Genomic DNA, 26,528 nt, shown 5'->3' with positions numbered 1-26,528 from the left:
CGCTACGGCCGTGCGGGGTCCTCGGACCGCAGCAGCGAGTCGAGACCGTGACGGCTCTCGCCCAGGACCCGCGCGCAGACCTCGGCCTCACCGACCGGACCGAACACGCCCCCGGAGGCAGCTGCCCTGCGGCGGGCCACCGCAGCGTCGGTGTCCGCGTTCACCAGATCCATGTTGATCGCCGCAGCGGCCTGCTGCCCGGCCGCCTGCGCGACCGGGACAGTGGCCATCAAATCGGTGACGTTGCCCGCCACCCACACCCCGGCCACCTCGGTCAGCCCACTCGCGTCCGACGGCACGTGCATTCCCACCCCCATGGGGTGCTCCACCGAGCCCAGACCGAGGCTGGACAGCAGCTCGCTGCGCGCCACCAACCGCGTCGCGACCGCCATCGACTCCACCGGCACCTGCCGGCCCGAGGCCAGCCGGACCCCGGCCAGACGGTCCTCGTCGTCCACGACCAGACCGGTCACCTCACCGTCGATCACCGTGATCCCACGCGCCGCCAGACGCTCCCACTGCTCCTCGGCCAAGTCCTCGCCGGTGTGCAGGAACAACGTCACCTCCGGCGACCACTGCCGAAACAGCAGCGCCTGGTGCACGGACATCGGGCTGCCACCGAGCACCCCGATCGGCCTGTCCCGCACCTCCCAGCCATGGCAGTACGGGCAGTGCAGCACATCGCGCCCCCACCGCTCCCGCAGACCAGGTATCTCCGGCAGCTCATCCACCAGGCCCGTCGTCACCAGCAGACGCCGCGCCTGGAAGCTGCGACCGCTCCCGGCCTCCACGACGAAGCCGCCCTCCACGCGCCGGGCGGACACCGCCCGGTCGGACACGAACTGCCCCCCGTAGCGTGCAACCTCCTCCCGGCCGAGGCGCAACAGCTCAAGCGGCGGAGTGCCATCCCGGGTCAGCAGACCGTGCGCCGCCGCGGCAGGCGCGTTGCGCGGTTCACCTGAATCGACGACCAGTACGGAGCGACGGGCACGCGCCAGAGTCAGCGCCCCCGACAGCCCGGCGGCACCTCCCCCCACCACCAGGACGTCCAGTTCCTCAGAAGCAATCTGTGCAGTCATGGGCGCACCGTGCGCCACGCCCGCCGAGACCGCCATTTCTCTTGCCGATCCGGCAAGCCCGTGCGCGGTGCAGGATCGGCGGCAGCCGGGCGAGCCGGGCCGACACCGACCCGGGACGCCCATGCTTGGGTACTGCGGCGCGCGTGCGCGGGTGGTTTCAGGCACGGTCCGGCGAGAACGGAGGTGAAGATCTGGGTCACGGTGAAGCAGTTGCCGCGGACCAGGCTCGAGCGCCGACTGTCCGGAGGAAGCGCGACAGTCGATCCCGATAACACGGGCGCACTTCGCCAGAAGGGCTGTGCACCCGCAAAGGCTTCCCGAGCCGGGCATCCGAACCAGCCGAGCAAGCGCAGAGCCCAGTCGCGCACACTTTCTGGCCGCCGTTCTTCGAAGCCGTGCCCCAGCGTGCCCGTAAGAGCGGGCAACCACGGTCAACAGCGGTGCGAACAGGCCCACCCGCCGACGCCGACGCGCGCAATCCACACAGGTCAGCAGCCATGCAGCCGCGCAAGCGCCGTCGCTTCCCAAGCTGATGGCCCGACAGCTCAGTACGGCCGCGGAATCTCGTGCTCGCCCAAAGCAGCCTCGTACCGCATCAACAGAGCATCCAGGTCCGCCAGAAGAAGGCCGGCGCAGTCCTGAGCTTCCTCCAGGTCGCCTCGCTCGCACGCCTCCACCACCTCGGCCACGGCGCTGCGGAGAATGTGAAGGGAGTCGCCCTGCACCAGGACCCCGGGGAACCGCCTGCCGGGCATGCGAACCACTGCGTCGTTGCCGCCATCTGTGAACAGCTCGGCCTCAATGCGCTTCATCGGACCATCCAACCTGACATCACCAGCTGACATCAACGACCGTGGACACAGGCGGCCTTGAGCGATCACACACGCCATGTCGGTAGGACTGCGAGGTCCCCATGAGAGCCGCTCGATCGAACTCCTAAAGCGGTGGTACGCGACGCGTGCGAGACGTCCCGGCCTGTGGAGGGAGCATGTCATCATCGGGCGATGCTGACTGAAGAGGACGCGCGCCGACTGGTGCTTGCCGAGATCGAAGGCATGCGCGGCTGCATCGAGTACGACCTTCAGATCTTGCGCGTAGAGGCCTTGCCGTTCGGGTGGATCTTCTACTGGGGAGTGCCCCGTGATGGCCGCAGCGGACAGCGCCCTCGGTTGGGAGGCAACGGTCCTTTCTTGGTGGATCGTGAAAACGAGCGGTTGATCCGCACTGCTACCTGCGTCCCCGTGGCCCGCCAGATCGCCGACTACGAACGCCGGCTACGACGCGAAGCTCACGCCCGGAACACGGCAGCGAAGCGAGCTGCACGGCAGCGCAGTACTGCAACCCCAGAGACTTAGGCCCCGCTGCTCAGATGCTTGGCTGAGTCTTTGAGCCGACCCTAGACTCCGCACCGTGCCCGCCCTCCAAGACAAGCTCAAGCGCGCCTTCTGGTCCATAGATCGGATGCTCGGCGGACAGCAGCCGCCGACTCGATCCCAGCGCTTCTCCGCTCGCCATCCAATCGGCATCGGTGTATGCACCGGGGTACCGATCGCGATCCTCGGCGCGGCGGCCACACTCGGGGATCATGGATCGTCGGGTGAGGTGTTGATCGCGGGAGGCTTCGGCGCAGCTATAGGGACTGTCTTCGGGTTGACGGCCTTGGGAGAGCGCTACAGGCAGCGCCGTCTCCAACGTCTGGGCCTCTGGAGTGCTCCCCGCCATGGATCGTCAGACGGCGGCTAGACGACGGACTCCGGAGGCGTTGCAGTACAGCAGCGAAGTACAGCAACCGTGGCGACCGCAGGCGACCGTCCCGAGCCGGTAGCTTCCCGTTGACCAGGTGGGGAGACCCCAACGACCTCCCCGCCCGTAGTTCGCATCGAGGGGGCCAGGGGTTCGAATCCCCTCAGGTCCACGCAGCACAGAGCCCCCGTCGGGAGACTGACGGGGGCTCTGTCGTGTTCGTGTCCGGGGGTCAGGTTCTGGCAGGTGGTCGTAGGGCCACTGTCGCCGTCGATGCCAGGGTGGCGGTCAGGGCGAGCAGGGCGCACGCCGCCGTCGTCCAGCCGAGTGCCGGCCAGGGCAGGGTGAGGGGGGCCGGGGCCGAGAGCAGGTGGAGGGCGCCGGTCAGGCCGGCCAGGTTGGCGGCCGTCACCAGCAGGCCCAGCAGACCGCCCACCGCGACGACGGTCAGCGCCTCCGTGGCGACCAGCCGCAGCACCTGTCCGCCCGTCGCGCCGGCCAGCCGCAGGGCCGTCAGGTCGCGTCCGCGTTCGGCGGCCGCCATGACCAGGGTGTTGGCGAGCGAGATGCCCGTGTAGAGGAGCGCAATGCCCAGGACCAGCAGCATGCCGAGCCGGGTCGTCCGGTTCGTCTCCGGGTAACTCGCCCGCACCCACTGGGCCTTGCTCATCACCCGCACCCCGTCCACGGCCCGCAGTCCCGCCGCGACCGTCGCCGCGTCGGCCCCGGCCCGCACCCGCACGTCCACCCGGTCGACGCCGGTGCCGCCCGTGTCGGCCGGGCCGCCCGCGTTGGCCGGGGTGACGTACGCGCCGTTGTCTCCCGTGCCGGTCGCCAGGACGGCGGCGATCCGGAGGGTCTTCGCCGTACCGTCCCCGAGCCACACCCGCACCCGCTGCCCCACCCGGTGCCGGGCCCATTCCTCGGTCACGACGATCGACCCGTCGTCGAGGTCGGCGAGCCGGCCGGCCGTCACCGGCAGCCGTGCGGTCTCGGCGAGCAACTTCGGGTCGGCTGCCCGTGCCTCGGACTTCACCAGCGCCACACCGTCCTCCAGCGTGTACACGGCGGTGGCGGCGGAGGCGGACACCACCGTGCCCGGGACCTGTCGCAGCCGCTCGACGGCCGCCGCCCGCACGGTCGTTCCGGCCTGGGGCGTCACCACGAAGTCGGCGGCCGTCTGCTGCCGCACCTCCGCCGCCCGTGCCTCGTTCAGCGTGGCCGTCGCGCCCAGCAGGGAGCCCGCGAGCGCCACCGTGACCAGGACGGGCGCGGCGACGGCGGCCGTACGGCGGGCCCCGGCGACCGCGTTCGCCCGCGTCAACAGGCCGACGACGCCCGGGAGTCGGGGCATCAGCGGGCGCACCAGCGCGGGCGAGAGCAGCGCCACCGCCGTGATGAGCAGCATCGGACGGCTGATGTACGTCTTGCGATGCAGCAGGTCGCCAGGGTCGGCCACCAGCGCGTACGCCAGGGTCGCGACGGCCGTGAGCAGCAGCGCCGTCCCGCACAGGCGTCTTCCCCGGGTCAGCGCGCGCCCGTCGACCGAGGCCTCGCGCAGCGCCTGCGCCGGGGCGGTCCGCCCGGCCCGCCAGGACGCGGCGACCGCACCGCACAGGGCGACCAGCAGGCCCGTCCAGAAGGCCAGGTGGTACGGCCAGACCTCGGCGTCGCGGCCGCCGATCGCGTACCAGGCCGGCGCGAGTCCGCCGTCGACCACCAGGTCGGCCAGGAGCGGGGCGGTGTACGCGCCCAGTGCGCAGCCCGTCGCCGAGGCGAGTGTGCCGACCAGCAGCGCCTCTGTCAGGACCGCCCGCCGGATCTGGCCCGGGGTGGCGCCGGCGGTGCGCAGCAGCCCGAACTCGCGGCGCCGCCGGTCGACGGCGAAGGCGAAGGTGGAGGCCACGACGAAGACGGACACGAAGGCGGTCACGCCGCCTGCGGTGCCGAACAGGGCGTTCAGCGCGGTCAGGGCCTCGGCGTCCCGGCCGGGGTCCGCGTCGGCCAGGCGGCGGGCGTCTCCGGTGAGGACGCGTACGCCGTTGCCGTTGCCGTTGCCGTTGCCGACGTCGTCCGCGATCGCTGCCCGGACAGCCGTCACGTCCGCCTCCACAACCAACTGTGTTGATTGCGGGGCGAGTTGGGTGGCCTGTGCGTCCGTGTAGAACACGGCGTTCTCGAAGCCGAGTCCGCGTGCCGTTCCGACGACCCGCAACGGGCCGTCCGTGGTGCGGAGTTCGGTGCCCACGGGTGCCCAGTCGCCGGACGTCACGACCTCACCGGTCGCCTCGGGGGCCCGGCCCGCTCTCAGTTCGTACGGAGCGAAGCGTGCCGTCGACCAGGGGTGGCCGACCAGGTCGTCGGGCGCGTCCTGCGCGCTGACGGGGAAGGCGCGGTCCTCGGTGACCGGGCCGAGTGCGCGCAGGGCGGCGACGGTCCTGGCGGGGACCGGGCGCGGCCTCGCCAGGACCGTCGACTGCTCGCCGTTCGGGGTCGGGACGCGCAGGGTGTCCTGGCCCCTGACCACCACCGGCGCCGCCGCGAACCGCTCGGGGGCGCGCAGGGGCGCCTTCTGCGACGCGGCCAGCGCCTGTCCCATCACGGTGAGCAGGGCGACGCCGAGCGCGAGGGCGACGAAACTGCCGACGAAGGCGGCCCACCGGGTGCGCAGTGTGCGCAGCGCGATGCTCAGCACGAGGTGCTCGCCACCTGTCGGCCGGTCTCCAACCCGGCCATCCGGGCGGCGATCGCCTCCGCGGACCCGCCCGCGTCCGCGCCGGCCAGTTCGCCGTGGACGCGGCCGTCGACCAGGAAGATCACGCGGTCCGCGTAGGAGGCGGCGAGCGGGTCGTGGGTGACCATGACGACCGTCTGGCCGGACTCATCGACCATGGAGCGCAGCAGGGTCAGGACCTCGCGGCCGGTGGTGGAGTCCAGCGCGCCGGTCGGCTCGTCGCCGAACAGGACCTCCGGGCGGGTGATCAACGCGCGGGCCAGGGCGACGCGTTGCTGCTGGCCGCCGGAGAGCTGGGTGGGCCGGTGACCGGCGTGGTCGGCGAGTCCGACCTGTTGCAGGGCCTCGCGGACCCGCGCCTTCGGCGGGCGGCGGCCGACCAGCCGCAGCGGGAGGGCGACGTTCTGCTCGGCGGTGAGGGCGGGCAGCAGGTTGAACGCCTGGAAGACGAAGCCGATCCGCTCCCGGCGCAGCAGCGTCAGCCGCCGCTCGCTCAGCCCGGTCAGCTCGCTCCCGCCGATCCGCACCGACCCCGAGGTCGGCCGGTCGAGCCCGGCGGCACACTGAAGCAGCGTCGACTTGCCCGAGCCGGACGGCCCCATGACGGCCGTGAAGGAGCCGCGGGGGAGGGAGAGAGTGACGTCGTCGAGCGCGGTCACCCCGGTGCCCGCAGCACCGTATCGCCTGCTCAGGGACGTCAGTTGGACGGCGTGTGTGGTCATGGCCCAACGAAACCGTGCGCACCCCTGCCCGGTCGGTCGGGCAGGGGCGAGACTTGGGGTAGGGCCAGGCAGACCCCCAGTCCTCCGTCCAGGCCGATGGTTCCGGCGTGGCGCCCCTTCTACGGTGATCCGCATGCATCCCCGACCCGCGACCGTGCCCGCGTCCCTGTCCCAGCCCGCGTCCCAGCCCGCGTCCCTGTCCGTGCCGGCGTCCGTGACCGTGTGGCAGGCCCTGGCCCGCCCCTACTACCTGCTGTCGCCGTGGCCCTGGCGGGCGGCCGCCTATCTGCTGACCGGGGCGGTCACCGGGGTCGTCGTCCTCGTGGGGCTGGTCGCGCTGGTGGCGGTGGGCGGTGTCCTCGCGGTCGTCCTGGTCGGGCTGCCGCTGCTCGCTCTCGTCGCGTTCGCCGGGCTGCCCGTGGCTGCCCTGGAGCGGCGGCGGCTGCGGCTGGTCGACGCGGACGACGCGCCCGGCACGCACGTCGAGCCCCCCGCGCCCGGTCTTCGCAGCTGGCTCACCACCCGCCTGACCGAACGGGCCACCTGGCGCGAACTTGGCCACACCCTCCTCGCCGCCTGCCTCCTCTGGCCGGCCGAGGCGCTCCTGCTCACCGTCGCCCTGTTCCTCCCCCTGGCGACGATCGCGACCCCGGTGCTGCTGGCGACGGTCGGCGAGGGCCGGGAGACGAAGGTGCTCAAGGCGTGGACGGTGACCGGCTGGCCGGCCGCCCTCGGCGCCGCCGCGCTGGGCGTGCTGCTGCTGGCCGCGGGCGCGTACGCCGTCGGGGTCGCGGCGGGCGCCCGGGCCGCGCTGACCCGTCTCCTCGTCGCGCCGCGCGGCGGCGACCCGGAGGCCAGGGTCGTCGAACTGACCCGCTCCCGCGCGCGGTTGGTCGACGCCTTCGAGGCCGAGCGCCGCCGTATCGAACGCGACCTGCACGACGGCGCTCAGCAACGGCTGGTCGCCCTCGCCATGACCCTCGGTCTGGCCCGGCTCGATGCCCCGCCCGGCGGCCCCCTCGCCGAGCAGCTCGCCCGCGCCCACGAGGAGGCGGGCGCGGCCCTCGCGGAACTGCGCGAGCTGATCCACGGCATCCACCCCAAGGTGCTCGCCGACTACGGTCTGGAGGCGGCCGTCGCCGACGCCGCCGACCGCTCGCCCGTCCCCGTGGACGTGGAGTTCGCCCGGCCCGCCCCCCGGCTCCCGCAGGCCGTGGAGGCCGCCGCCTACTTCGTGGTCCGCGAGGCGCTGGCCAACGTGGCCCGGCACAGTGGGGCGCGGCGGGCCCGGATCACGGCGGAGCACCGTCACGGGCGGCTGGTCCTGGAGCTGCGGGACGACGGCCGTGGCGGCGCCGATCCGGCGCGTGGCACCGGCCTCACCGGTCTCGCCGACCGGGTGTCGGCGCTCGATGGAAGACTGACCCTGACCAGCCCGCCGGGCGGACCGACCCTGCTGCGTGTGGAGATCCCTTGCGAGCCGAGCGAGCCGAGCGAGCCGAGCGAGTTGACGGAAGCGACGGAAGCGACGGAAGCGACCTAGCGCTCCGCGTAGTCCTCGCCGAGGACGGCGTGCTGCTGCGCGACGGCCTGACGACCCTCCTCACCCGCTTCGGGCACCAGGTCGTGTCGGCGGTCGGCGACGCGCAGGCCCTGCTGACGGCGGTCGCCGAGCACGCGCCCGACATCGTGGTCACCGACGTCCGCATGCCGCCCGCCTTCCAGGACGAGGGGCTGCGGGCGGCGGTCCGGCTGCGCGCGGAGCGGCCCGGACTGCCGGTGCTCGTGCTCAGCCAGTACGTCCAGCGCGCGTACGCCGCCGAACTCCTCGACTCCGGGGACGGCACCGGCGTCGGCTACCTGCTCAAGGACCGGGTCGGCCAGGTGGAGGAGTTCGTGGACGCGCTGCTCGAGGTCGCGGCCGGCGGCACGGTCGTCGACCCGGAGGTCGTACGGCAGCTGCTGCGCCGGCGCCGCGACCCGCTGGCCCGGCTCACCCCGCGGGAGCGGGAGGTGCTGGAGCTGGTGGCGGAGGGGAGGTCCAACGGCGCGATAGCGCGCCGGCTGGTGGTGTCGGAGGCGGCCGTCGGCAAACACATCGGCAGCATCCTCGCCAAGCTGGACCTGCCTCCGGCGGACGACACCCACCGCCGGGTCCTGGCGGTGCTCGCGTACCTCAGGAGCTGAACCGGCCCACCGGCCCACCGGCTCACCGGCCTTGGGGCTTACGGGTTGAGCGGCTTGGCGAAGCAGCGGCTCGACTCGTACTCGCGGTAGTAGCCGAACTTCGTGCACGGCTCGTACCCGCTGGATGTGTACAGGGCGATGGCCTCCGGCTGCTCGGTACCGGTCTCCAGGACCATGCGGACCCGCCCGGCCGCCCGCGCGTCGTCCTCCAGGGCGGTGAGCATGCGCCGGGCCAGTCCCAGGCCGCGCATCTCCCGGATCACGAACATCCGCTTGAGCTCGGCGTCCCCGTCCTCGTTGCCCTCGCCGTTGCTGTCCTGGCTGCGCCAGCCACCCGTGGCCACGGGCCGGTCCAGCTCGTCGTACGCGATGAGGTACACCCCGCGGGGCGGAAGGAAGTCGGACGGCTCCAGGACCGTGGCGTCGCCGCCGTCGCCGTAGCGCTCGTGGTACTCGGCCTGGACCTCGTCGTTGAGCTTGACGGCGTCAGGGTGGTCGAAGGGGACGCTGCGTATGTTCATGCCACTCACAGTAGTTCTATGCATACTCATGGAAAAGTGAATTCGGACCCGTTCCAGTGTGCCGGTGGCCGGCCGGTATCGTGCCCGGGTGCTGACCGTGACCTCCGTGAACGTGAATGGACTGCGTGCCGCCGCGAAGAAGGGCTTCGTGGAGTGGCTCGCGGACACCTCCGCCGACGTGCTGTGCCTCCAGGAGGTGCGCGCCGAGCCGGAGCAGCTGCCGGAGGCGGTCCGTGCCCCCGAGGGCTGGTACGTCACCCACGCCCCGGCCGCCACCAAGGGACGCGCCGGTGTCTCCCTCTACACCCGCCGCGAGCCGGACGCCGTCCGCGTCGGCTTCGGCTCCTCGGAGTTCGACGGCAGCGGCCGCTATGTCGAGGCCGACCTGCCCGGTGTGACGGTCGCCTCCCTCTACCTCCCCTCCGGCGAGGTCGGCACCGACCGGCAGGACGAGAAGGTCCGCTTCATGGGCGAGTTCCTCGCCCACCTCAAGGACCTGCGCGAACGCGCCGCCGCCGACGGCCGCGAGGTCCTGGTCTGCGGCGACTGGAACATCGCCCACCAGCAGGCCGACCTGAAGAACTGGCGCTCCAACACCAAGAACTCCGGCTTCCTGCCGGAGGAGCGGGACTGGCTGACCCAGGTCTTCGCCCCGACGGACGGGGGGTACGTCGACGTCGTGCGCGGGCTGCATCCGGAGGTGGACGGGCCGTACACGTGGTGGTCGTACCGGGGCCGGGCCTTCGACAACGACGCGGGATGGCGGATCGATCTGGCCGTGGCGACGCCCGGGCTGGCGGCACGTGCCGTCAAGGCGGTCGTGGAGCGGGCGGCCAGTCATGGGGAACGCTGGTCGGACCATGCTCCGGTGACGGTGGCTTTCGAGATGTGACCCACCCCGACCGGAGGGTGAGCCGGCGGCCGAGCGGTAGCCTGCGCCTGTCAACTTGCGTTGATCTCCATTCGCGCAGTCATCAGGCGCAGTCATCAGGCGCATTGCTCAGGCGCATTGCTCAGGCGCATTGCTCAGGCGCAGTCAACGCGCGCCGCCATCACGGGGGTTCCCAGTCATGTCCGTACCACCGCCCTACCAGAATCAGCCGCCGTACGGCCAGCCGCAGCAGCCTCCGTACGGGCACCCGCAGCAGCCACAGCCTCCCTACGGCCACCCGCAGCAGCCGTACGGACATCCGCAGCCGCCGCAGCCGCCGTACGGATATCAGCCCCAGCCGCCGCAGGGGCCGCGGCCGCCGCAGCCCGGGGGTGCGATGCGGGCGCTGAAGACCGCTGTCGTCCTCATCGCCGTCATGGGCGGCCTGGGCTATTACGTGTACGACTACAACACCAGCCCCACCGGCGGAAAGGCCAAGGCGGAGGCTTCGCAGTCCGCGCAGGCCGAGGAGGCCAAGACGCACGACCCGGACATCGGCGACTGCGTCAAGGTCGCGGACCCCGAAGGCGATCCGCTGCCGACGGTCGTCGACTGCGGTTCCGCCGAGGCCCAGTACAAGACGGGCGACAAGCTGATAGGCCCCGACAGGAAGTGCGGGTCGGAGTACGACTACGGCATCCAGTACTCCAACAGCCGGAGCGTCGACTACACGTTGTGCTTCACCGAGGTCTGAGGTCCGGCCTGCGGCTCGCGCAGCCGCCGGTCCAGGGCCAGTGACAGCTCCGCCTCCATCACGCTGCGGGCCAGGGGTCGGAGGCGGGGCAGGTCTTCCTCGGTCGCGTGGCGGAGTATCAGGGCGGTGAACAGTTCGGCGAGGGCGTCGGCGTGTTCGCGGACGCGGACGCCGGCCGCCAGGACCTCGGCGAGCGGGATGCCCTCGCGGACCAGGGCGGAGCAGACGTCCAGGAGGCGTCGGCTGACGTGGACGATCTCGTCGCCGTCGGTGCCCAGGTAGCCGAGGTCGAGGGCGGCGGCCAGGTTCTCGGTGGTGACCTGGCCCTCGAAGCGGGCGGCGAGTTCCTCGGGGGTGAGGCGGACCGGTTCCTCCTCGGTGGGGCCGCCGACGCCGAGGAGGTCGGCGACGTCGCGGCCGTGGTCGAGGGCGTCCGCCAGCTCCGCGATACCGGTGAGGGTGTGGCCGCGTTCCAGCAGCGCCGCGATCGTGCGCAGACGGGCCAGGTGATGGTCGTCGTACCAGACGATACGGCCCTCGCGGCGGGGCGGCGGGAGCAGTTTGCGCTCGCGGTAGAAGCGCAGGGTGCGCACCGTGATGCCGGCCTCCCTGGCCAGCTCCTCCGTCCGGTACTCCCGCTTGTCCGCCACGGGCGAAGCTTATGTTGTACCGCCGGTAGCTTTCGTTCCTCCGGCCTCTACCCATCAGTACGGGGCTGCTCTACCCTCCCATTGCGCCAGTGTTCACTGGCAGAGTCTTTGAAGCGGCAGCACGGCAGGAGGTGTCGGGATGACCGAACACGTACGGGTGGCGGTGATCGGGTCCGGCTTCGGTGGGCTGGGGGCCGCCGTGCGGCTGCGCCGCGAGGGGATCACCGACTTCGTCGTCCTGGAGCGGGCGGGCGGTGTCGGCGGGACCTGGCGGGACAACGACTACCCGGGGTGCGCCTGTGACGTGCCCTCCCACCTGTACTCCTTCTCCTTCGCGCCCAACCCGGACTGGCCGCGCACCTTCTCCGGGCAGGAGCACATCCGCGCCTATCTGGAGCGGGTGACCGACGTGTTCGGGCTGCGGCCCCACCTCCGCCTCGACTCCGAGGTCCTGCGGATGACCTGGGACGCGCAGGAGCTGCGCTGGGACATCGAGACCGGTGCGGGGCGCTACCTCGCCGACATCGTCGTCTCCGCGACCGGGCCGCTGTCCGACCCGAAGATCCCGGACATCCCGGGGCTCGACACCTTCCCGGGCAAGGTCTTCCACTCGGCCCGCTGGGACCACGACCACGATCTCACCGGGCAGCGCGTCGCCATGGTCGGCACCGGCGCCTCCGCCATCCAGATCGTGCCCGCCCTCCAGCCCGACGTCTCCCGGCTGACGCTCTTCCAGCGCACCCCGCCCTGGGTGATGCCTCGCGTCGACCGGGCCATCAGCGGCGCCGAGCGCGCGCTCCACCGGGCCCTGCCCTTCACCACCCAGCTGCGGCGCGGGCTTCTGTGGGGCATCCGGGAGCTCCAGGTCCAGGCGTTCACCAAGCACCCGAACGAGCTCGGCTTCGTCGAGCAGCTCGCCCGACGCAACATGGCCCGGGCGATCAAGGACCCGGACCTGCGCGCCAGGCTCACCCCGGACTACCGCATCGGCTGCAAGCGGATCCTGCTGTCCAGCACCTACTATCCGGCCCTCGCGCAGCCCAACGTGGACGTCGTCGCCAGCGGGCTGAGCGAGATCCGGGGGTCCACGCTGGTCGCCGCCGACGGCAGCGAGGCCGAGGCCGACGCGATCGTCTTCGGCACCGGGTTCCATGTCACCGACATGCCGATCGCCGACCGGGTGGTGGGCGTCGACGGGCGGACGCTCGCGGAGAGCTGGAAGGACGGCATGGAGGCCCTGCGCGGCGCCTCCGCCGCCGGCTTCCCCAACTGGATGACGATCATCGGCCCCAACACCGGCCTCGGGAACTCCTCCATGATCCTGATGATCGAGTCCCAGCTGAACTACATGGCCGACTACCTGCGGCAGCTGAACGTCCTCGGGGGGCGCACTGCCCTGGACGCCCGTCCGAGCGCCGTGCACGCCTGGAACCGCCGGGTGCAGGACCGGATGAGGCGCACGGTGTGGAACACGGGCGGCTGCACCAGCTGGTACCTGGACGCGAACGGCCGCAACACCACCATCTGGCCGGGCACGCCGAGCGAGTTCCGGCGGGCGACGCGACGCGTGGACCTCGCGGAGTACGAGGTCCTGCGCGCACCCGCCGTCCTCACGAAGGACGACACGACGGACAAGAAGGACGACAAGAAGGACGACAAGAAGGACGAGGTGACCGCGTGAGCGTCTCCGGCGTCTCCTTCCGCGAGCTCACCGCCGTCTCCGCCGACGGCGCCCGGCTGCACGTCGAGGTCCACGGCCCCGAGACCGGTCCCGCCGTCGTCCTCGCCCACGGCTGGACCTGCTCGACCGCCTTCTGGGCGGCCCAGATCCGGGACCTCGCCGCCGACCACCGGGTCATCGCCTACGACCAGCGCGGCCACGGACGCACCCCGGAGAGCGCGGTGTGCAGCACGGACGTCCTCGCCGACGACCTGGAAGCCGTCCTCGGCGCGACGCTCGCGCCCGGTGAGAAGGCCGTGATCGCCGGTCACTCCATGGGCGGCATGACGGTGCTGGCGGCGGCCGCCAGAGACGCCTTCCGGGAGCATGCCGGCGCCGTCCTGCTGTGCAGCACCGGCGCCTCGGGGCTGGTCGACGAGGCCACCGTCGTGCCGATGCGGCCCGGTCGGCTGCGGACCTGGCTGACCCGGCACATCCTCGGGTCGAGGGCGCCCCTCGGGCCGGTCACGCCGGTCGCCAAGGCGATTCTCAAGTACGCCACGATGGGCGCCGGTTCGGCCCCGCACCTGGTGGAGGCGTGCGCGCGGATCGTGCACGCCTGCCCGCGCCGGGTGCGGTACGCCTGGGGGCACGTGCTGAGTCTGCTCGATCTCGACCACGGGGTACGGGAGTTGAGGGTGCCGACGGCGGTGGTGGTCGGCGCCCGCGACCGGCTCACCCCGCCGGTGCACGCCCGCCGGATCGCCGCCGCGCTCCCGCGGTGCGTCGGCCTGACCGAACTGCCCGGCCTCGGCCATATGACGCCGGTCGAGGCGCCCGAGCTCGTCACGGCACGGATCCGCGAACTCGTCACCACGTACATCCCACCGCGCATCCCGCGCATCCCGAACATCCCGCACGCCACGGACACGCAGTCGAAGGAGGGCGCATGAGCGGCAAGGTGAGTCTCGAGGGCCAGGTCGCCGTGGTCACCGGGGCCGCGCGGGGCGTGGGCGAGCTGCTCGCCCGCAAGCTCTCCGCGCGCGGTGCGAAGGTCGCGCTGGTCGGCCTGGAGCCGGACGAGCTGAAGCGGGTCTCCGAGCGGCTGCACGGCGACAGCGCTCACTGGTACGCCGACGTCACCGACCACGAGGCGATGGCGCGGGTCGCGGCGGAGGTGAAGGATCGCTTCGGCAAGGTGGATGTCGTGGTCGCCAACGCGGGCGTGGCCAACGGCGGTCCCTTCGCCGACTCCGACCCGGAGGCCTGGCGCCGGGTCATCGAGGTCAACCTGATCGGCTCGGCGGTGACGGCCCGCGCCTTCCTGCCGGTGCTGTTGGAGAGCCGGGGGTATCTGCTCCAGATAGCCTCCCTGGCCGCGATCACCCCGGCTCCCATGATGACCGCGTACTGCGCGTCCAAGTCGGGCGTGGAGGCGTACGCGCACAGTCTGCGCGCCGAGGTCGCCCACCGGGGCGTCCGGGTCGGCGTCGGCTATCTGTCCTGGACCGACACCGACATGGTGCGCGGGGCCGATCAGGACGAGGTGATGCGGGAGCTCCGGCAGCGGCTGCCGTGGCCGGCGAACAAGACGTACCCGCTGGGGCCGGCGGTCGACCGGATCGTGGCCGGGATCGAGCGGCGTTCGGCGCATGTGTACGGGCAGGGGTGGCTGCGGGGCATGCAGGGCGTGCGCGGCTGGCTGCCCGGGCTCATCGGGGCGGTCGGCGCGCGCGAGATGAAGCGCTTCGCGCCCCGGGTGCGGGGGATGCGGACGGGGCTGGTCGGCGCGGGAGGCTCCGCCGACGAACAGGCGCGACAGGCGAGGGCTACGGAGCGTAGTTGATCGACATGCGCGCCGTGACCGCCCGTGTGAATCTGGTCGAGGCCCCACCACGGGGCCCCAACCCCCTCATCTCCCACAGGAGTGAACCCACATGGGTATGAAGGACAAGTTCCAGGACCAGTCCGAGCAGTGGCAGCAGCAGGCCAAGCAGAAGGCCCAGCAGGGCAAGGAGCAGGTCCAGCACCGCGGCAAGAAGCGTCCGGGCGAGGAGTCCGAGCGCGTGCGTCCGGAGCACGAGGAGTCCGAGCGTATGCGCCGGGAGCACGAGGAGTCCGGGCGCCGGTCGCCGGAGGCGCCCCACTACGCCGACGACGAGGCGTTCTGACGTACCGCTCACCGCGGACGTCCGACAGCGGATGACGAAGGGGTGCCCCCGCACGGGGGCACCCCTTCCCCGCGTGCGGGGGACGCCGGGCAACTCCCTGCTGCACACTGCTGGTTGACGCGCAGACGAGGGCGAGGGGAGCCGTTCGTGCAGGATCTGACGGTCAACCTCATGGCCTCGCTGCTGGCGTTCGTCGTCGGGTGGGCCGGGCGGACGCTTCTGCAGTACCACCGGACGCGGAAGCCCGCCGCGCGGGTGTGGCGGCTGGACCGGCGAAGGCGGGTGGTGATGGTCGTCGGGGAGTCGGGCGCGGGGAACTCCGCGTATCCGAAGATTCCCGAGACCGACGCCCTCGCGGCCATGAGCCTGCGGCAGTTCCTCTCCCAGGACCTGCGGCGGCACGAGGTGACCACGGTCCGGGCCAGGGTCTTCGCCATGGCGGCCGACGCCGAGGAGAACCTCGTGGTGATCGGCGGGCCCGTGCACAACATGCTCTGGCCGTTGCTGGCCGACCGGCTGAACCCGCCGTTCGTGTTCCGGCAGTATCCGACCGAGTACCGCATCGTCTCCGTGGACGGCGGCGCGGAGTACGGCGAGGCGGCGGTGGACGGGACGACGCTCGTGGACCACGCGATCGTCCTGCTGGCCCGCAATCCCTTCGCGCCCGGAAGCCGTCTCGTCATGATCGCGGGCTGCGCCCTGCTGGCGACCTCGGGCGCGACCCAGCTCTTCGCCCGCGGTGAGATCCGCGCGCTGGCCAAGGCGTACGACACGGCGTCGCCGCTGGCGCTCGTGGTGCGGGTGGAGAGCGTCGGCGGGTATGTGGGCAGGCCCGAGGTGGTGGCCGCCGCCAACTTCCCCCAGACCCCGACCGGCAGCAACGCCCCCGCCTCAGCCTCCTGACGTGCGCGGTGGCAGTTTCGGGCGGGAGTGGTTCGGGACGTCGGTGTAGTCGGGCGGGGTTGCCGGGGGGCCGGTGGTGAGGAGGTCGAGGGCCAGTCGGACGGCGTCGTCCAGTTGGGCCTGGCGGCCCTCGGCCCAGTCCAGGGGCGTGCGCAGGACCTCCAGGTCGGGGGTGACGCCCTTGTTCTCCACCGACCAGCCGTACGCGTCGAACCAGGCCGCGTTCATCGGGACGGTGATGACGGTGCCGTCGCCGAGCCGGTGGCGGCCGGTCATGCCGACCACGCCGCCCCAGGTGCGATGGCCGACCACGGGGCCGAGCTTCAGCAGCTTGAAGGCGGCCGTGATCATGTCGCCGTCCGACGACGTCGCCTCGTCCGCCAGCGCCACCACCGGGCCTCTCGGCGCGTTCGAGGCGTACGACACCGGCTGGGCGTCGCGGGTGAGGTCCCAGCCCAGGATGGTGCGCGTCAGCTTCTCCACCACGAGTTCGCTGATGTGGCCGCCGGCGTTGCCGCGTACGTCCACGATCAGGGCGGGCCTCGACACCTCCATCCGCAGGTCACGGTTGAACTGGGCCCAGCCCGATCCGCCCATGTCGGGGATGTGCAGGTAGCCGCATCGGCCGCCGCTCAACTCCCTTACCACCGCGCGCCGTTTGGCCACCCAGTCCTGGTAGCGCAGCGGGCGTTCGTCGATGAGCGGGACCACGGCCACCCGGCGCGAGTGGCCCGCCTCGCCCTCGGCGGGAAGAGCGGGAAGAGCGGGAAGAGAGGGGCCCGGAGTGTCTTCCTCGGAAGGGTGGTGGGGGGCGACGGGTCCGGCGAACGTCAGCTCCACCGTCGTGCCGCCCGCGCCGGCGAGGAGGGGGTACGGGCCGGTCACCGGGTCCACCGCCCGCCCGTCCACGTGCGTGAGCACGGCCCCCTCCCGGATTCCGGTGCCGGCCAGCGGTGAGCGTGCCTTGGAGTCGGAGGAGTCGCCGGGCAGGATCCGCAGAACCGTCCAACCGCCGTCGCGTCGTACGAAGTTGGCGCCCAGCATGCCTTGCAGGCGCTGGTAGTGCGGCGGGCCCTCGCTGCGGCGGGCGGCGGTGACGTACGCGTGGGACGTGCCCAGCTCGCCCAGTACTTCGCGCATCAGGTCCGCGAACTCGTCGGGCGAGGCGACGCGTTCGACCAGCGGCCGGTACTGGTCGAGGACCGCGTCCCAGTCGATCCCGCACATCCCCGGCTCCCAGAAGTACGCGCGGATCAGCCGCCCGGCCTCCTCGTACGACTGACGCCACTCGGCGCCCGGGTCCACCTCGTGCAGGATGCGCCGCAGGTCGATCCAGACCGTCGAGTCCAGGTCCCCGGACTCGGCCGACGGCACCGCCCGCAGCTCGCCCTCGTCGACCACGACCAGCCGGGTGCCGTCCCCGCTGAGCGCGAACCAGTCGAGGTGGTCGACGAGTTCGGACTTCTTCGCCTTGCTGATGTTGAAGTACTCCAGCGTCGGCCGCCCGCTGGTGTCGTCCGGGTTCGCGAACGTCTCGCCGAGCGCCCCCGAGATCGGCCAGCGCAGCCAGACCAGTCCGCCGCCCGCCACCGGATGCAGCGCCGAGTACTTGGACGCCGTCACGGGGAAGGGAGTGACCCGGTTCTCCAGTCCCTCGATCTCGACCGTCACCGCACCGTCGCCGTTCTCCTCGTCCGCCACCGGGTCCAGGCCGCCGGCCGCCGGACGGCCCTCCGGGGTCAGGGCGAAGGGGGAGGGGGTCGCCGACGACAGCGGCACCAGGTAGGGCCGGCAGCCCAGGGGGAAGGACAGGTCGCCGGTGTGCACGTCGTACACCGGGTCGAAGCCGCGCCAGGAGAGGAAGGCGAGGTAGCGGCCGTCCCTGGTGAACACCGGGTTCTCGTCCTCGAACCGGCCGTTGGTCACGTCGATGATCAGCCGGTCCTTCATGCGGGCCATCTTGATCTGGCGCAGGGACCGCCCGATCCCCGGGTGCGACCAGGTCAGCCACGTCCCGTCCGGTGAGAAGGACAGGTCGCGGACGGGCCCGTTGACCGACGAGATCAGCTCGGTGACCTCGCCGTTCGCATCCTCGGTCCCCGCGGCGGCAGCCGCATCGTCGGACACAGTGATGAGCAGCAGCCGTCCGTCGTGCGCGGCCAGGGCGAGCCGCTCGCCCTCGGGGTCGGAGACCATCTCCAGCACCCGCCCCAGCTCCCCGGAGGCCAGCCGCCGGGGCTCGCGGTCACCGGTCGCGCGCGGCAGATGGGCGATCTCGACGGCGTCGTCGCCCTCCGCGTCCGTCACGTAGGCGACCTGGCCGCCCGAGCCGAGCATCTCCGGCAGCCGCACCCGTACCCCGGGGGTGTCGGTGATCGTCCGGGCGGGTCCGTCCCGGTGCGTCAGCCAGTACAGGCTGCCGCGGACGACGACGGCGCTCGCCCGCCCGGTCTCGTCGACGGAGATGCCGTCCACGTGCTGGGCGGCCGGGATCTGGTACGGCCGCCGCCCGGCCCGCGGCCCGCTCAGCCGTACGTCGATCCGGCGCGGCTCGGAGTCGGCGGCGAGGTCGTCGACGATCCACAGATCGCCGGCGCACTGGTACACCACCCGGGTTCCGTCACTGGCGGCGTGCCGGGCGTAGAAGGCGTCGTGGTCGGTGTGCCGGCGCAGGTCGGAGCCGTCGTGGGCGCAGGAGTAGAGGTTGCCGACGCCCTCGTGGTCGGAGAGGAAGGCGATGCGTCCGCCGACGAGGAGGGGGGAGGCGAGGTGTCCGTCGAGGCCTTCCAGGAGCCGCTGCCCGTGCAGCCACAGGCGGCCCGTGGCTCCGCCCCGGTAGCGCTTCCAGGCGGCCGGTTCGTGGGGCGGGGTGCCGGTGAGGAGGAGGGTCCTGCGCTCGCCGTCGATGTCGGCGACCTGGATGTCGGAGACCGGTCCCCAGGGGAGTTTGCGGCCGGGGGCGCCGTCGGTGGGCACTTTGTAGGCCCACGTGAAATGGGAGAAGGGCTCTCCGTGGGAGGCGACGGCGAGGATGTCGGCGTTTCCGTCGCTCTCGGGGGGCGTCCAGCCGCAGACCTGGGTGTCGGAGCCGCCCCAGTACGTCAGCCGCCGCCCGGGTCCGCCCTCCACCGGTACCAGGTGGATCTCCGGGACGAGGCTGCGCCAGCTCGTGTACGCGATCCGGCGGCCGTCGGGGGAGAAGCGGGGGTGTCCGGCCTTGGTGCGGTCCACGGTGAGCCGCCAGGCGCGGCCGGGGTCGGCGAGGGGGGCCAGCCAGAGGTCGTCCTCGGCCACGAAGCACAACAGGTCACCGCTGAGATGGGGCAGACGCAGATAACTCACCTTTCCATGCTTTTCCGGGGGATGGACCGCAGCAACTTGTGACGTATGTGCGGGGCGCCGACGGGGCGGGGCCGGGCGGGGCCGGGGTGCCGGCCAGGCAGGGCCGGGGGCACGGCCGGGGCGTTGGCGTTGCGGGGACGGGCCCGTGAGCCAGGACACGTACGAAACGGTTTCGTTTCGCAGAAGAGTGCGCTACATTCGTCATGTACGAAGACGAGACCGTGTCGGTTCGGAGTGGAGGGTGAGCGGGATGACTGAGGTCGCAACGGCGCGTCGCAGCCGTATCACCCCCGAGCGCGAGGCCGAGCTGTACGCGGCCGTGCTCGACCTGCTCCGCGAAGTCGGTTACGACGCCCTCACCATGGACGCCGTCGCCGCCCGCACACGGTCCAGCAAGGCGACGCTCTACCGCCAGTGGGGCGGCAAGCCTGAGCTGGTGGCGAAGGCGGTCCGGCACAACAAGCCGGGCGGCTCGCTCGGCGAGATCGACACCGGGTCGCTCAAGGGCGACCTGCGCGCCCTCACGCTGCGTTCGGACGACTGCCAGATGGAACAGAACTCCGCGCTGATGCGGGGGCTGGCCATGGCGGTCCACGGCAACCCGGACCTGCTGAAGGCGTTCAAGGAGCATCTCATCGAGCCGGAGATGGCGGAGTTCCGTCATGTGCTGCAACGGGCGGTCGACCGGGGCGAGGTCCGTGCGGACTGCCCCGCGGCCCCGTTCATGATGCACATGATGATCGGCGCGTTCGCCGCGCGCACGCTGCTCGACGAGCAGCCGCCGACGCAGGACTTCCTCCTTTCGTACATCGACGCAGTGGTCCTCCCCGCCCTCTGCGCCCCTGCCACCAGCTGACACCACCTCACACCCGGCCGTCCCCACGGTCCGCCCATCCTGACGTCACCGCTCACGTCGTCGGGCCGATCACCCCTGCCTCCCCGCGGGTTGGTCAACCCTGCCCTTGGGGCCTGTGTCGGAACCCCGGCCGGGCGCCCGCCGTCTGGCACGCACGCTCGCACGCACCAGACGACGTGCGCTGATCCGACCGGGATTCCGACACAGGCCCCCACCACACACGACCTGACCGGGAGTACGCCTCCGTGGCCACGTTCCTTTACAAGCTCGGCCGGCTCGCCTTCCGGCGACGGCACTTCGTCGCCCTGATATGGGTCGCGCTGCTGACCCTCGCCGGTGTCGGCGCGGCCTCCGCGCCCGCCCCGGGCACCACCTCCTTCTCCATCCCCGGCGTCGAGGCCCAGAAGGCCTTCGACCTGCTGGAACAGCGTTTCCCCGGGGCCAGCGCCGACGGCGGGACCGGACGCATCGTCTTCAAGGCTCCCGAGGGCCAGAAGATGACGGACGCCGCCAACAAGGCGACCGTCGAGAAGACCGTCAGCGAACTGCGTGACGGCTCCGAGGTCGTCTCCGTCGCCGACCCGTTCACGTCGAACGCCGTGAGCAAGGACGGCACGGTCGCCTACACGTCCGTGAAGTACGAGGCCCCCGGCATGGAGTTGAAGGACTCGACCCGGGACGCCCTCAAGACGGCCGCGGACGACGCCCGCGCCACCGGACTGACCGTCGACGTCGGCGGCGACGCCCTCCAGGCCGGGGCCGAGCCGGGAGCGATCGGTGAGGTCATCGGCCTCGCCATCGCCGCGGTCGTCCTCGTCATCACCCTGGGCTCGCTGGTCGCGGCCGGACTGCCGCTGCTGACGGCCATCATCGGCGTCGGCATCGGCGTCTCCACCATCACCGCCCTCGCCAGCGCGCTCGACCTCGGCGACACCACCTCCACACTCGCGCTGATGATCGGCCTCGCGGTCGGCATCGACTACGCGCTGTTCATCGTCTCCCGCTACCGCAGCGAACTGGCCGTGGGCCGCGATCGCGAGGAGGCGATCGGCCGCGCCACCGGCACCGCCGGCTCGGCGGTGGTCTTCGCGGGCCTCACGGTCGTCATCGCGCTGGCGGGCCTCTCGGTCGTCGGTGTCCCGATGCTCACCAAGATGGGCCTCGCGGCGGCGGGCACGGTCGTGGTCGCCGTCCTCATCGCGCTGACCATGATCCCGGCACTGCTCGGGTACGCGGGCAAGAGGGTCAAGGCGACCGGCGAGAAGCGCAAGCCGCGCGGCGGCAACAGGTCCGAGTGGTCCGAGAGGTCCGAGGCGCAGGCCAAGCCCGGCATGGGTACCCGTTGGGCGAGCTTCGTCATCCGCCGTCCGGCCGCCGTGCTGCTGCTCGGCGTGGTCGGCCTCGGCACCATCGCCGTCCCGGCCACCCAGCTGGAACTGGGCCTGCCCGACGACGGCTCGCAGCCGACCTCCACGACGCAGCGCCGGGCGTACGACCTGCTGTCGGAGGGCTTCGGCCCCGGCTTCAACGGCCCTCTGATGATCGTGGTCGACGCCAAGAACAGCGACGACCCCCAGGCGGCGGCCACCTCGGTGACCGACGGCATCAAGGACCTCAAGGACGTCGCGACGGTGACCCCGGCGGCCTTCAACAAGGCCGGCGACACCGCGACGATCACCGTCATCCCGGGTTCCAAGCCGTCCTCGGCCCAGACCGAGGACCTGGTGCACGCCATCCGTGACCAGGGCGCCGACGTCAAGGCCGACACGGGCGCGCAGGTGCTGGTCACCGGCACCACCGCGATGAACATCGACTTCTCGCAGAAGCTCACCGACGCGCTGATCCCGTACCTGGGCCTGGTGGTGGGCCTCGCCTTCCTGCTCCTGATCGTGATCTTCCGCTCCATCCTGGTCCCGCTGAAGGCGGCCCTCGGCTTCCTGCTCAGCGTGCTCGCCGCGCTCGGCGCCGTCGTCGCGGTCTTCCAGTGGGGCTGGCTGTCCGGCCTGATCGGCGTCGAGGAGACCGGCCCGATCATGTCGATGATGCCGATCTTCATGGTCGGCGTGGTCTTCGGCCTGGCCATGGACTACGAGGTCTTCCTCGTGACCCGCATGCGGGAGGCATACGTCCACGGCGAGTCCCCGAGCCAGGCCGTGGTGACCGGCTTCCGTTACAGCGCCAAGGTCGTGGCCGCCGCCGCGATCATCATGATGGCCGTCTTCGGCGGCTTCATCAGCTCCAGCGAGTCGATGATCAAGATGATCGGCTTCGGCCTCGCGATCGCCGTCTTCTTCGACGCGTTCATCGTGCGCATGGCGATCGTGCCGGCCGTGCTGGCCCTGCTCGGCAAGAAGGCCTGGTGGCTCCCGAAGTGGCTGGACCGCGCCCTGCCCAACGTCGACGTCGAGGGCGAGGGGCTGCGCACGCAGGACGACGCCGACTCCTCCCGAGACGGCGACGAGGACCGCGAACTGGTACGCGCCTGACGTACCGGTCCATCTGAAAAGACCGCCGGTGAGGGCTCCGTGGGGACGGGGCGCCCTCACCGGCTTCTTCTTTGTGACCCACTTTCGGGTGAGGCGCGGTCCCGGGCAGGGCCTTGCGGGCAGGAACGGCAAGGGTTCGGTGCGTTCGTTATATATATGGACATTGAAGTCTACTGTCACTGATATGTGGACGGTTCGTAACGGGCGGTGGCAATAAGGTGCTTACTTCGTGTTCGGTGGTCAAGTGTTGGCCGTGCGGCCGATCGGGCCGCCACCCGCACCATGCAAGGAGACCTTGTGTCCGCTTCTGTTTCCGCTCGCTGCCTCGCCGCCGCCGCGCTCGCCGCCGCCGTGGTCGGGACGGTGGCGCTGCCGGCCTCGGCCGCCGACCACTCGCGTCAGGACCGGCCGAGGGTGGAGATCAGCGCCGTGCAGTACGACGCACCGGGCCGAGACGACCGCTCCAACCGCTCCCTGAACAAGGAGTGGGTGGAGCTGACCAACACCACCCGCCACGAGATCAACCTGCACGGGTGGACCCTCTCGGACGAGAGCGGCGACACCTACACCTTCCGCCACTACCGCCTGGCCCCCCGCGCCACCGTCCGCATCCACACCGGTGAGGGCCGCGACACCCGCGCCGACCTGTTCCAGGACCGCCGACGTGAGGTGTGGGACAACCACGCCGACACCGCCACCCTGCGCAACGACCGCGACCGCTTCGTCGACGAGGAGTCGTGGGGCCGGGACCGTCACCACGACGGGGACCGTCACCACCACGGCGAGGACCGTCACCACCACGGCGGGGACCGTCACTGACGAACCCGCACAGCCGGCGGCGCGTCCGACCCTTCGGGGTCGGGCGCGCCGCTCGCCCATGTCCCGGGCGCCGGTTCGGTCCGCTGTCCTTCACTCCGGGGCGGAGAAAACGCTTCGTTCGGTGAGATCCGTGAGGATGCGGGCAGCGGCGCGGAAGTCGTTGTCGTCGTGCAGGACGACCAGGCCGTGGTGGGCCGCCGTCGCGCAGACGACCCAGTCGACGGTGGAGAGGCTCTGATGCTGGGCACGCTGGGCGAGCCTGTACTGCGCGGCCTCGATCCACCGCCACACGCCCTTGGGCACTGCGACGTCCGGATGGAGATCGGCGAACATCGCCACCGTCCAGGACCCCAGGCACCTCAGGGTCCTGGACCTGCGGTATGGCATCATCCGGGCTCAGGCGCTCACGCCAGGGGAATCCCTGGCCTTCATCGAACAAGCGCTGGGGAGACTATGCGCACGTCGGAACTCCGTTGGTTCAAGAGCAGCTACAGCGACAGCAGCAACGGCAACGACTGCGTCGAAGTGGCCACCACCCCCGCCACCATCCACATCCGCGACTCCAAGAACCCCGCCCACGGCATGCTCACCGTCTCTCCCGGCACCTGGGCCGAGTTCGTCGTCAGCGTGGGGGACCGGCCGCAGGTCGGATGAGTACTCGGGTACGGATACATCACGTACGGCTGGGCGGCGACGAGTTCCGGGTGATCCGGGCGGACCCCGCCCCCGGGCGGCTGGCGCTGCGCGACGACCGCCACTGGCTGTCGATGTACGCCGACCGGGAGGGCGCGGCCCAGCTCGTCGCCCTGTGGGCGCTGGCCGCCCGGTCCGCCCGGTCGCTGGTCCATCTGCCGATCCGGGCCAACCCGGTCCCCGAGGGTGTCGTCGGCGACGGCGAGCCCGTCTCGCTGGACCTGGTCCTGGTCCACCACAGCCTGCAGTTTCCCGCCGCGTCGTGGAAGCAGGTCAGGGCGCGCCTCGGTGCCGGCAAACCACATACCGCGACCACCCCGGACCAGGACTTCCCCGACGAGACGGCCATCGACTACGAGAGGCGTCACCACCGCGAGTACCGCGACCACCTCGAGTTCGACATCGCCGCGCACACCCTCTTCGTCGTGGGCAGTTCCACCGCGTTCCGCGAACACGGCACCGCGCTGCGCGGCCTCGTCGACGAGGCCCCGTCGTACCCGCACCGCCACCCGGGCGCCGGGCACTTCTGCGTCGAGCTGGGCACCGGACCCTGGCCACACGCCCAGACGCGTCGCCATGTACCCGCCCGTCTGCACATCCAGTACTCCAGCACCTGGCGCATGTGACACACAGTGCTCAGTCGGGGATCGCGGTGGCCTCGACCTCGGCCAGGTGTTCGGGGACGTCCAGCGCCGCCACGTCGTCGAAGGGAGCGCCGACCGCCGCCAAGGCCGTACCCGATGTTGAGGTGGCACCGCTCGACCTGCGACGCGAGGTCACCCGCGCCGACCGTGGGCGCTCCTGAGGTCCCGGCCGGTGTGGGGGAATCACCGGCCAGGATCTGTTCCTCACCTTGTGTGTCGGGCGCTCAAGGAGTTCAGAAGGGCGGCTCCGCGTTCGGCGTCGTCCACGCTCACGGCGAATTCCCTGCCCTTTGAGGGGTGGATGACCAGGCATTCGCCGCCGCGCAGCATCACCGTGGTTCCCTGCCCGCCGAGTCGGTAGCCCCAGCCGCCGACCTGGGCGGGCGTGCGGCTCTCGACGCGTGCCGACTCGACGTCCTCGGCGGCCCAGTGGCGCGTGGGCCAGCCGAGGGGGCCGAAAGCGACGTGCAGACCCTGTTCGCCGACCCGTGCCCGCACCGAGGAGCAGCCGAGGACCAGAACGGAGGCCAAGGTGAACGGCGCGGCCGCCAGCAGGAACGGAAGGTCCGTCAGGCCCGCGAGCGCCGACACGACGACGGTGATCGCGAGCAGCCCGGTCAGGGCGGCGATCGCCTGGAGCCAGGAGTTCGATGCGCGGGCGAGCCATACGACCCGTTGCCCGGCGGGAATCTCCAGGGTCGGGCCGTCCGCCGCGGGCCGGGGCGCGGCCGGCGCCCGGCGCGCGACCAGCAGGCCGGCCGCCCCCACGGCGGCCGCCACGACGAGCGTGCCCACGACGCCGCTCGTCACCGATCCCGCCTCGTGCCAGTCCGCGCGGTCCAGGTTTGCCCGTACGACGGATGCCTGCCCGCCGAGCAGTGTCACGCCGCCGGATCCGAGGCCCGCGGCCGCCCACCCCGGTACCCCGCCACCGGTCCCTGCCCGGCGCAGCGTCAGCACGACGACGACTGCCAGTACAGACCAGATCAGCGCCGGGAAGAGTGCCGCGGCCCAGAGCGGCATGGAACCGTCGGGCCTGCCCGAGCCGGCGTCCCAGTGGGTCGCCGGCCGGTCCGGGAGCCGGCCGCTCGCGGCCAACGGCAGCGCCGTCAACAGGGCCAGGACGCCGACGCTCCAGGCGACGGCGCCCCATGGCGCTCCGCTCTTGCGTGCCTGGTCGGTCACGAGATCCCCCTGATCATGTCGATGACGTCGTCCTTGCCGTAGCCGAGGTGCGCCGCGTCGGTCACCAGGTCGCGTACACGGTCCAGCAGGACGGAGCGCTGGTCCGCCCCGTCGGCCACCGTCACGCCCCGGCCGCGCCGGAACTCCAGCACTCCTTCGTCGCGCAGCGCCCGAAGGCCCCGCAGAACCGTGTTGACGTTCACGTCCAGGGCCTGGGAAAGGTCTCGGGCCGGGGGAAGGCGGTCGCCCGGCCCGCACTCGCCCTCGGCGATGGCGCGCCGGATCGCGCCGGCCACCTGCTCGTGCAGGGGGCGACGGTCCGCAGCGTTCAGTCTCAACAGCATGGTGCTAGTGAACATAGCACCAACGGCTTGAAGTGGGAGCGAGGTCTTGAGCCGAACGGTGCGGCGACGTCACCGCGCGCTGTGATCCCCCTTCGCCGCCGCGGGCCAGGAGCGGGCGGGCGAGACCGGCCTCATCGGCCAGGAATACCGGCCCCGCGGGAGTG

General features: G+C 71.8%; 24 protein-coding genes and 2 pseudogenes. 16 read left to right on the top strand and 10 right to left on the bottom strand.

What is annotated here, in order from left to right:
- Window positions 1-2 precede the first annotated feature (2 nt).
- Window positions 3-1,079: an NAD(P)/FAD-dependent oxidoreductase gene (locus OG289_RS21600; RefSeq protein WP_327315673.1), complete on the bottom strand. Its 1,077-nt coding sequence runs from the start codon at window positions 1,077-1,079 to the stop codon at window positions 3-5.
- Between the two features lie 545 nt (window positions 1,080-1,624).
- Complete coding sequence (locus OG289_RS21595; protein WP_327315672.1) at window positions 1,625-1,891, bottom strand: DUF6959 family protein; 267 nt, start codon at window positions 1,889-1,891, stop codon at window positions 1,625-1,627.
- 192 nt (window positions 1,892-2,083) lie between these two features.
- Here OG289_RS21595 and OG289_RS21590 point away from each other — a divergent pair, with 192 nt between their 5' ends.
- On the top strand, window positions 2,084-2,434 hold the full coding sequence (locus OG289_RS21590; RefSeq protein ID WP_327315671.1) for a hypothetical protein: 351 nt from the start codon (window positions 2,084-2,086) through the stop codon (window positions 2,432-2,434).
- A gap of 620 nt (window positions 2,435-3,054) precedes the next feature.
- Here the strand turns inward: OG289_RS21590 and OG289_RS21585 are convergent.
- Window positions 3,055-5,517, bottom strand: a complete 2,463-nt coding sequence (locus OG289_RS21585; protein WP_327315670.1) for an ABC transporter permease — start codon at window positions 5,515-5,517, stop codon at window positions 3,055-3,057.
- A complete protein-coding gene (locus OG289_RS21580) occupies window positions 5,511-6,278 on the bottom strand; it encodes an ABC transporter ATP-binding protein (RefSeq protein ID WP_327315669.1) in 768 nt (255 codons plus the stop codon). Before OG289_RS21580 ends, OG289_RS21585 begins: the two co-directional genes overlap by 7 nt.
- 232 nt (window positions 6,279-6,510) lie before the next feature.
- Between OG289_RS21580 and OG289_RS21575 the strand changes: the two genes are divergently transcribed.
- Window positions 6,511-7,821 carry a sensor histidine kinase gene (locus OG289_RS21575; protein ID WP_327320761.1) on the top strand — a complete coding sequence of 437 codons (1,311 nt, stop codon included), beginning with the start codon at window positions 6,511-6,513 and terminating at the stop codon, window positions 7,819-7,821.
- 11 nt (window positions 7,822-7,832) lie between these two features.
- Window positions 7,833-8,465: pseudogene (locus OG289_RS21570) on the top strand (response regulator); the annotation flags it as partial.
- A gap of 38 nt (window positions 8,466-8,503) precedes the next feature.
- On the opposite strand, the gene OG289_RS21565 reads toward OG289_RS21570, so the two are convergent.
- Window positions 8,504-8,986 carry a GNAT family N-acetyltransferase gene (locus tag OG289_RS21565; protein ID WP_327315668.1) on the bottom strand — a complete coding sequence of 161 codons (483 nt, stop codon included), beginning with the start codon at window positions 8,984-8,986 and terminating at the stop codon, window positions 8,504-8,506.
- An 88-nt stretch (window positions 8,987-9,074) separates the two neighbouring features.
- Between OG289_RS21565 and OG289_RS21560 the strand changes: the two genes are divergently transcribed.
- Both OG289_RS21560 and OG289_RS21555 read left to right on the top strand, forming a co-directional pair.
- Window positions 9,075-9,878 (top strand): exodeoxyribonuclease III, encoded by an 804-nt coding sequence (locus OG289_RS21560; RefSeq protein ID WP_327315667.1) that lies wholly within the window; start codon window positions 9,075-9,077, stop codon window positions 9,876-9,878.
- 178 nt (window positions 9,879-10,056) lie between these two features.
- On the top strand, window positions 10,057-10,611 hold the full coding sequence (locus OG289_RS21555) for an LppU/SCO3897 family protein (protein WP_327315666.1): 555 nt from the start codon (window positions 10,057-10,059) through the stop codon (window positions 10,609-10,611).
- Here the strand turns inward: OG289_RS21555 and OG289_RS21550 are convergent.
- Window positions 10,584-11,261 (bottom strand): MerR family transcriptional regulator, encoded by a 678-nt coding sequence (locus OG289_RS21550; RefSeq protein WP_327315665.1) that lies wholly within the window; start codon window positions 11,259-11,261, stop codon window positions 10,584-10,586. The genes OG289_RS21555 and OG289_RS21550 overlap by 28 nt on opposite strands.
- Window positions 11,262-11,400: 139 nt before the next feature.
- Between OG289_RS21550 and OG289_RS21545 the strand changes: the two genes are divergently transcribed.
- From OG289_RS21545 to OG289_RS21525, 5 genes are all read left to right on the top strand, one after another.
- The gene (locus OG289_RS21545) at window positions 11,401-12,942 is read left to right on the top strand and encodes a flavin-containing monooxygenase (RefSeq protein WP_327315664.1); all 1,542 of its coding nucleotides are present in this window, start codon (window positions 11,401-11,403) and stop codon (window positions 12,940-12,942) included.
- Complete coding sequence (locus OG289_RS21540) at window positions 12,939-13,874, top strand: alpha/beta fold hydrolase (protein ID WP_327315663.1); 936 nt, start codon at window positions 12,939-12,941, stop codon at window positions 13,872-13,874. The genes OG289_RS21545 and OG289_RS21540 overlap by 4 nt, the downstream gene beginning before the upstream one ends.
- Window positions 13,871-14,767 carry an SDR family oxidoreductase gene (locus OG289_RS21535; RefSeq protein ID WP_327315662.1) on the top strand — a complete coding sequence of 299 codons (897 nt, stop codon included), beginning with the start codon at window positions 13,871-13,873 and terminating at the stop codon, window positions 14,765-14,767. The genes OG289_RS21540 and OG289_RS21535 overlap by 4 nt, the downstream gene beginning before the upstream one ends.
- 91 nt (window positions 14,768-14,858) lie before the next feature.
- A complete protein-coding gene (locus OG289_RS21530) occupies window positions 14,859-15,092 on the top strand; it encodes a hypothetical protein (protein WP_327315661.1) in 234 nt (77 codons plus the stop codon).
- A gap of 147 nt (window positions 15,093-15,239) precedes the next feature.
- Complete coding sequence (locus OG289_RS21525; protein ID WP_327315660.1) at window positions 15,240-15,995, top strand: hypothetical protein; 756 nt, start codon at window positions 15,240-15,242, stop codon at window positions 15,993-15,995.
- Here the strand turns inward: OG289_RS21525 and OG289_RS21520 are convergent.
- Window positions 15,984-19,337, bottom strand: a complete 3,354-nt coding sequence (locus OG289_RS21520) for a S41 family peptidase (RefSeq protein ID WP_327315659.1) — start codon at window positions 19,335-19,337, stop codon at window positions 15,984-15,986. The two genes, OG289_RS21525 and OG289_RS21520, sit on opposite strands and share 12 nt — an antisense overlap.
- Before the next feature lie 250 nt (window positions 19,338-19,587).
- On the opposite strand from OG289_RS21520, the gene OG289_RS21515 reads away from it, so the two are divergent.
- The 3 genes from OG289_RS21515 to OG289_RS21505 all read left to right on the top strand — a co-directional run bounded on the left by OG289_RS21515 (window position 19,588) and on the right by OG289_RS21505 (window position 23,498).
- Window positions 19,588-20,193, top strand: a complete 606-nt coding sequence (locus tag OG289_RS21515) for a TetR/AcrR family transcriptional regulator (protein ID WP_327315658.1) — start codon at window positions 19,588-19,590, stop codon at window positions 20,191-20,193.
- Between the two features lie 245 nt (window positions 20,194-20,438).
- A complete protein-coding gene (locus OG289_RS21510) occupies window positions 20,439-22,679 on the top strand; it encodes an MMPL family transporter (protein ID WP_327315657.1) in 2,241 nt (746 codons plus the stop codon).
- Between the two features lie 297 nt (window positions 22,680-22,976).
- Complete coding sequence (locus OG289_RS21505; protein ID WP_327315656.1) at window positions 22,977-23,498, top strand: lamin tail domain-containing protein; 522 nt, start codon at window positions 22,977-22,979, stop codon at window positions 23,496-23,498.
- A 90-nt stretch (window positions 23,499-23,588) separates the two neighbouring features.
- On the opposite strand, the gene OG289_RS21500 is transcribed toward OG289_RS21505, so the two are convergent.
- Window positions 23,589-23,831, bottom strand: a complete 243-nt coding sequence (locus tag OG289_RS21500; protein WP_327315655.1) for a PIN domain-containing protein — start codon at window positions 23,829-23,831, stop codon at window positions 23,589-23,591.
- A gap of 7 nt (window positions 23,832-23,838) precedes the next feature.
- Here OG289_RS21500 and OG289_RS21495 point away from each other — a divergent pair.
- From OG289_RS21495 to OG289_RS21485, 3 genes and pseudogenes are all read left to right on the top strand, one after another.
- A pseudogene (locus OG289_RS21495) lies at window positions 23,839-23,946 on the top strand (transcriptional regulator); the annotation flags it as partial.
- 5 nt (window positions 23,947-23,951) lie between these two features.
- The gene (locus OG289_RS21490) at window positions 23,952-24,152 is read left to right on the top strand and encodes a DUF397 domain-containing protein (RefSeq protein ID WP_327315654.1); all 201 of its coding nucleotides are present in this window, start codon (window positions 23,952-23,954) and stop codon (window positions 24,150-24,152) included.
- Window positions 24,149-24,817 carry a hypothetical protein gene (locus OG289_RS21485; RefSeq protein WP_327315653.1) on the top strand — a complete coding sequence of 223 codons (669 nt, stop codon included), beginning with the start codon at window positions 24,149-24,151 and terminating at the stop codon, window positions 24,815-24,817. The genes OG289_RS21490 and OG289_RS21485 overlap by 4 nt, the downstream gene beginning before the upstream one ends.
- 222 nt (window positions 24,818-25,039) lie before the next feature.
- Here the strand turns inward: OG289_RS21485 and OG289_RS21480 are convergent, their stop codons facing one another.
- Together OG289_RS21480 and OG289_RS21475 are read right to left on the bottom strand one after the other, a co-directional pair.
- On the bottom strand, window positions 25,040-26,020 hold the full coding sequence (locus OG289_RS21480) for a DUF1648 domain-containing protein (protein ID WP_327315652.1): 981 nt from the start codon (window positions 26,018-26,020) through the stop codon (window positions 25,040-25,042).
- Window positions 26,017-26,364, bottom strand: coding sequence for a GntR family transcriptional regulator (locus OG289_RS21475; protein ID WP_327315651.1), 348 nt, complete (start codon window positions 26,362-26,364; stop codon window positions 26,017-26,019). Before OG289_RS21475 ends, OG289_RS21480 begins: the two co-directional genes overlap by 4 nt.
- Between the last annotated feature and the right edge of the window lie 164 nt (window positions 26,365-26,528).

Source organism: Streptomyces sp. NBC_01235 (assembly GCF_035989285.1).
GTDB lineage: Bacteria > Actinomycetota > Actinomycetes > Streptomycetales > Streptomycetaceae > Streptomyces.
Note: the sequence above shows the minus strand (reverse complement) of the source record. Positions and strands in the feature narration are given on the sequence as shown.

Excerpts from the sequence above, each read along its gene's own strand:
- OG289_RS21580 (WP_327315669.1), bottom strand. The coding sequence starts at position 6,278 with ATGACCACACACGCCGTCCAACTGACGTCCCTGAGCAGGCGATACGGT.
- OG289_RS21595 (WP_327315672.1), bottom strand. The coding sequence starts at position 1,891 with ATGAAGCGCATTGAGGCCGAGCTGTTCACAGATGGCGGCAACGACGCA.
- OG289_RS21600 (WP_327315673.1), bottom strand. The coding sequence starts at position 1,079 with ATGACTGCACAGATTGCTTCTGAGGAACTGGACGTCCTGGTGGTGGGG.
- OG289_RS21590 (WP_327315671.1), top strand. The coding sequence starts at position 2,084 with ATGCTGACTGAAGAGGACGCGCGCCGACTGGTGCTTGCCGAGATCGAA.
- OG289_RS21485 (WP_327315653.1), top strand. The coding sequence starts at position 24,149 with ATGAGTACTCGGGTACGGATACATCACGTACGGCTGGGCGGCGACGAG.
- OG289_RS21475 (WP_327315651.1), bottom strand. The coding sequence starts at position 26,364 with ATGCTGTTGAGACTGAACGCTGCGGACCGTCGCCCCCTGCACGAGCAG.
- OG289_RS21535 (WP_327315662.1), top strand. The coding sequence starts at position 13,871 with ATGAGCGGCAAGGTGAGTCTCGAGGGCCAGGTCGCCGTGGTCACCGGG.
- OG289_RS21545 (WP_327315664.1), top strand. The coding sequence starts at position 11,401 with ATGACCGAACACGTACGGGTGGCGGTGATCGGGTCCGGCTTCGGTGGG.
- OG289_RS21530 (WP_327315661.1), top strand. The coding sequence starts at position 14,859 with ATGGGTATGAAGGACAAGTTCCAGGACCAGTCCGAGCAGTGGCAGCAG.
- OG289_RS21515 (WP_327315658.1), top strand. The coding sequence starts at position 19,588 with ATGACTGAGGTCGCAACGGCGCGTCGCAGCCGTATCACCCCCGAGCGC.
- OG289_RS21555 (WP_327315666.1), top strand. The coding sequence starts at position 10,057 with ATGTCCGTACCACCGCCCTACCAGAATCAGCCGCCGTACGGCCAGCCG.
- OG289_RS21565 (WP_327315668.1), bottom strand. The coding sequence starts at position 8,986 with ATGAACATACGCAGCGTCCCCTTCGACCACCCTGACGCCGTCAAGCTC.
- OG289_RS21500 (WP_327315655.1), bottom strand. The coding sequence starts at position 23,831 with ATGTTCGCCGATCTCCATCCGGACGTCGCAGTGCCCAAGGGCGTGTGG.
- OG289_RS21490 (WP_327315654.1), top strand. The coding sequence starts at position 23,952 with ATGCGCACGTCGGAACTCCGTTGGTTCAAGAGCAGCTACAGCGACAGC.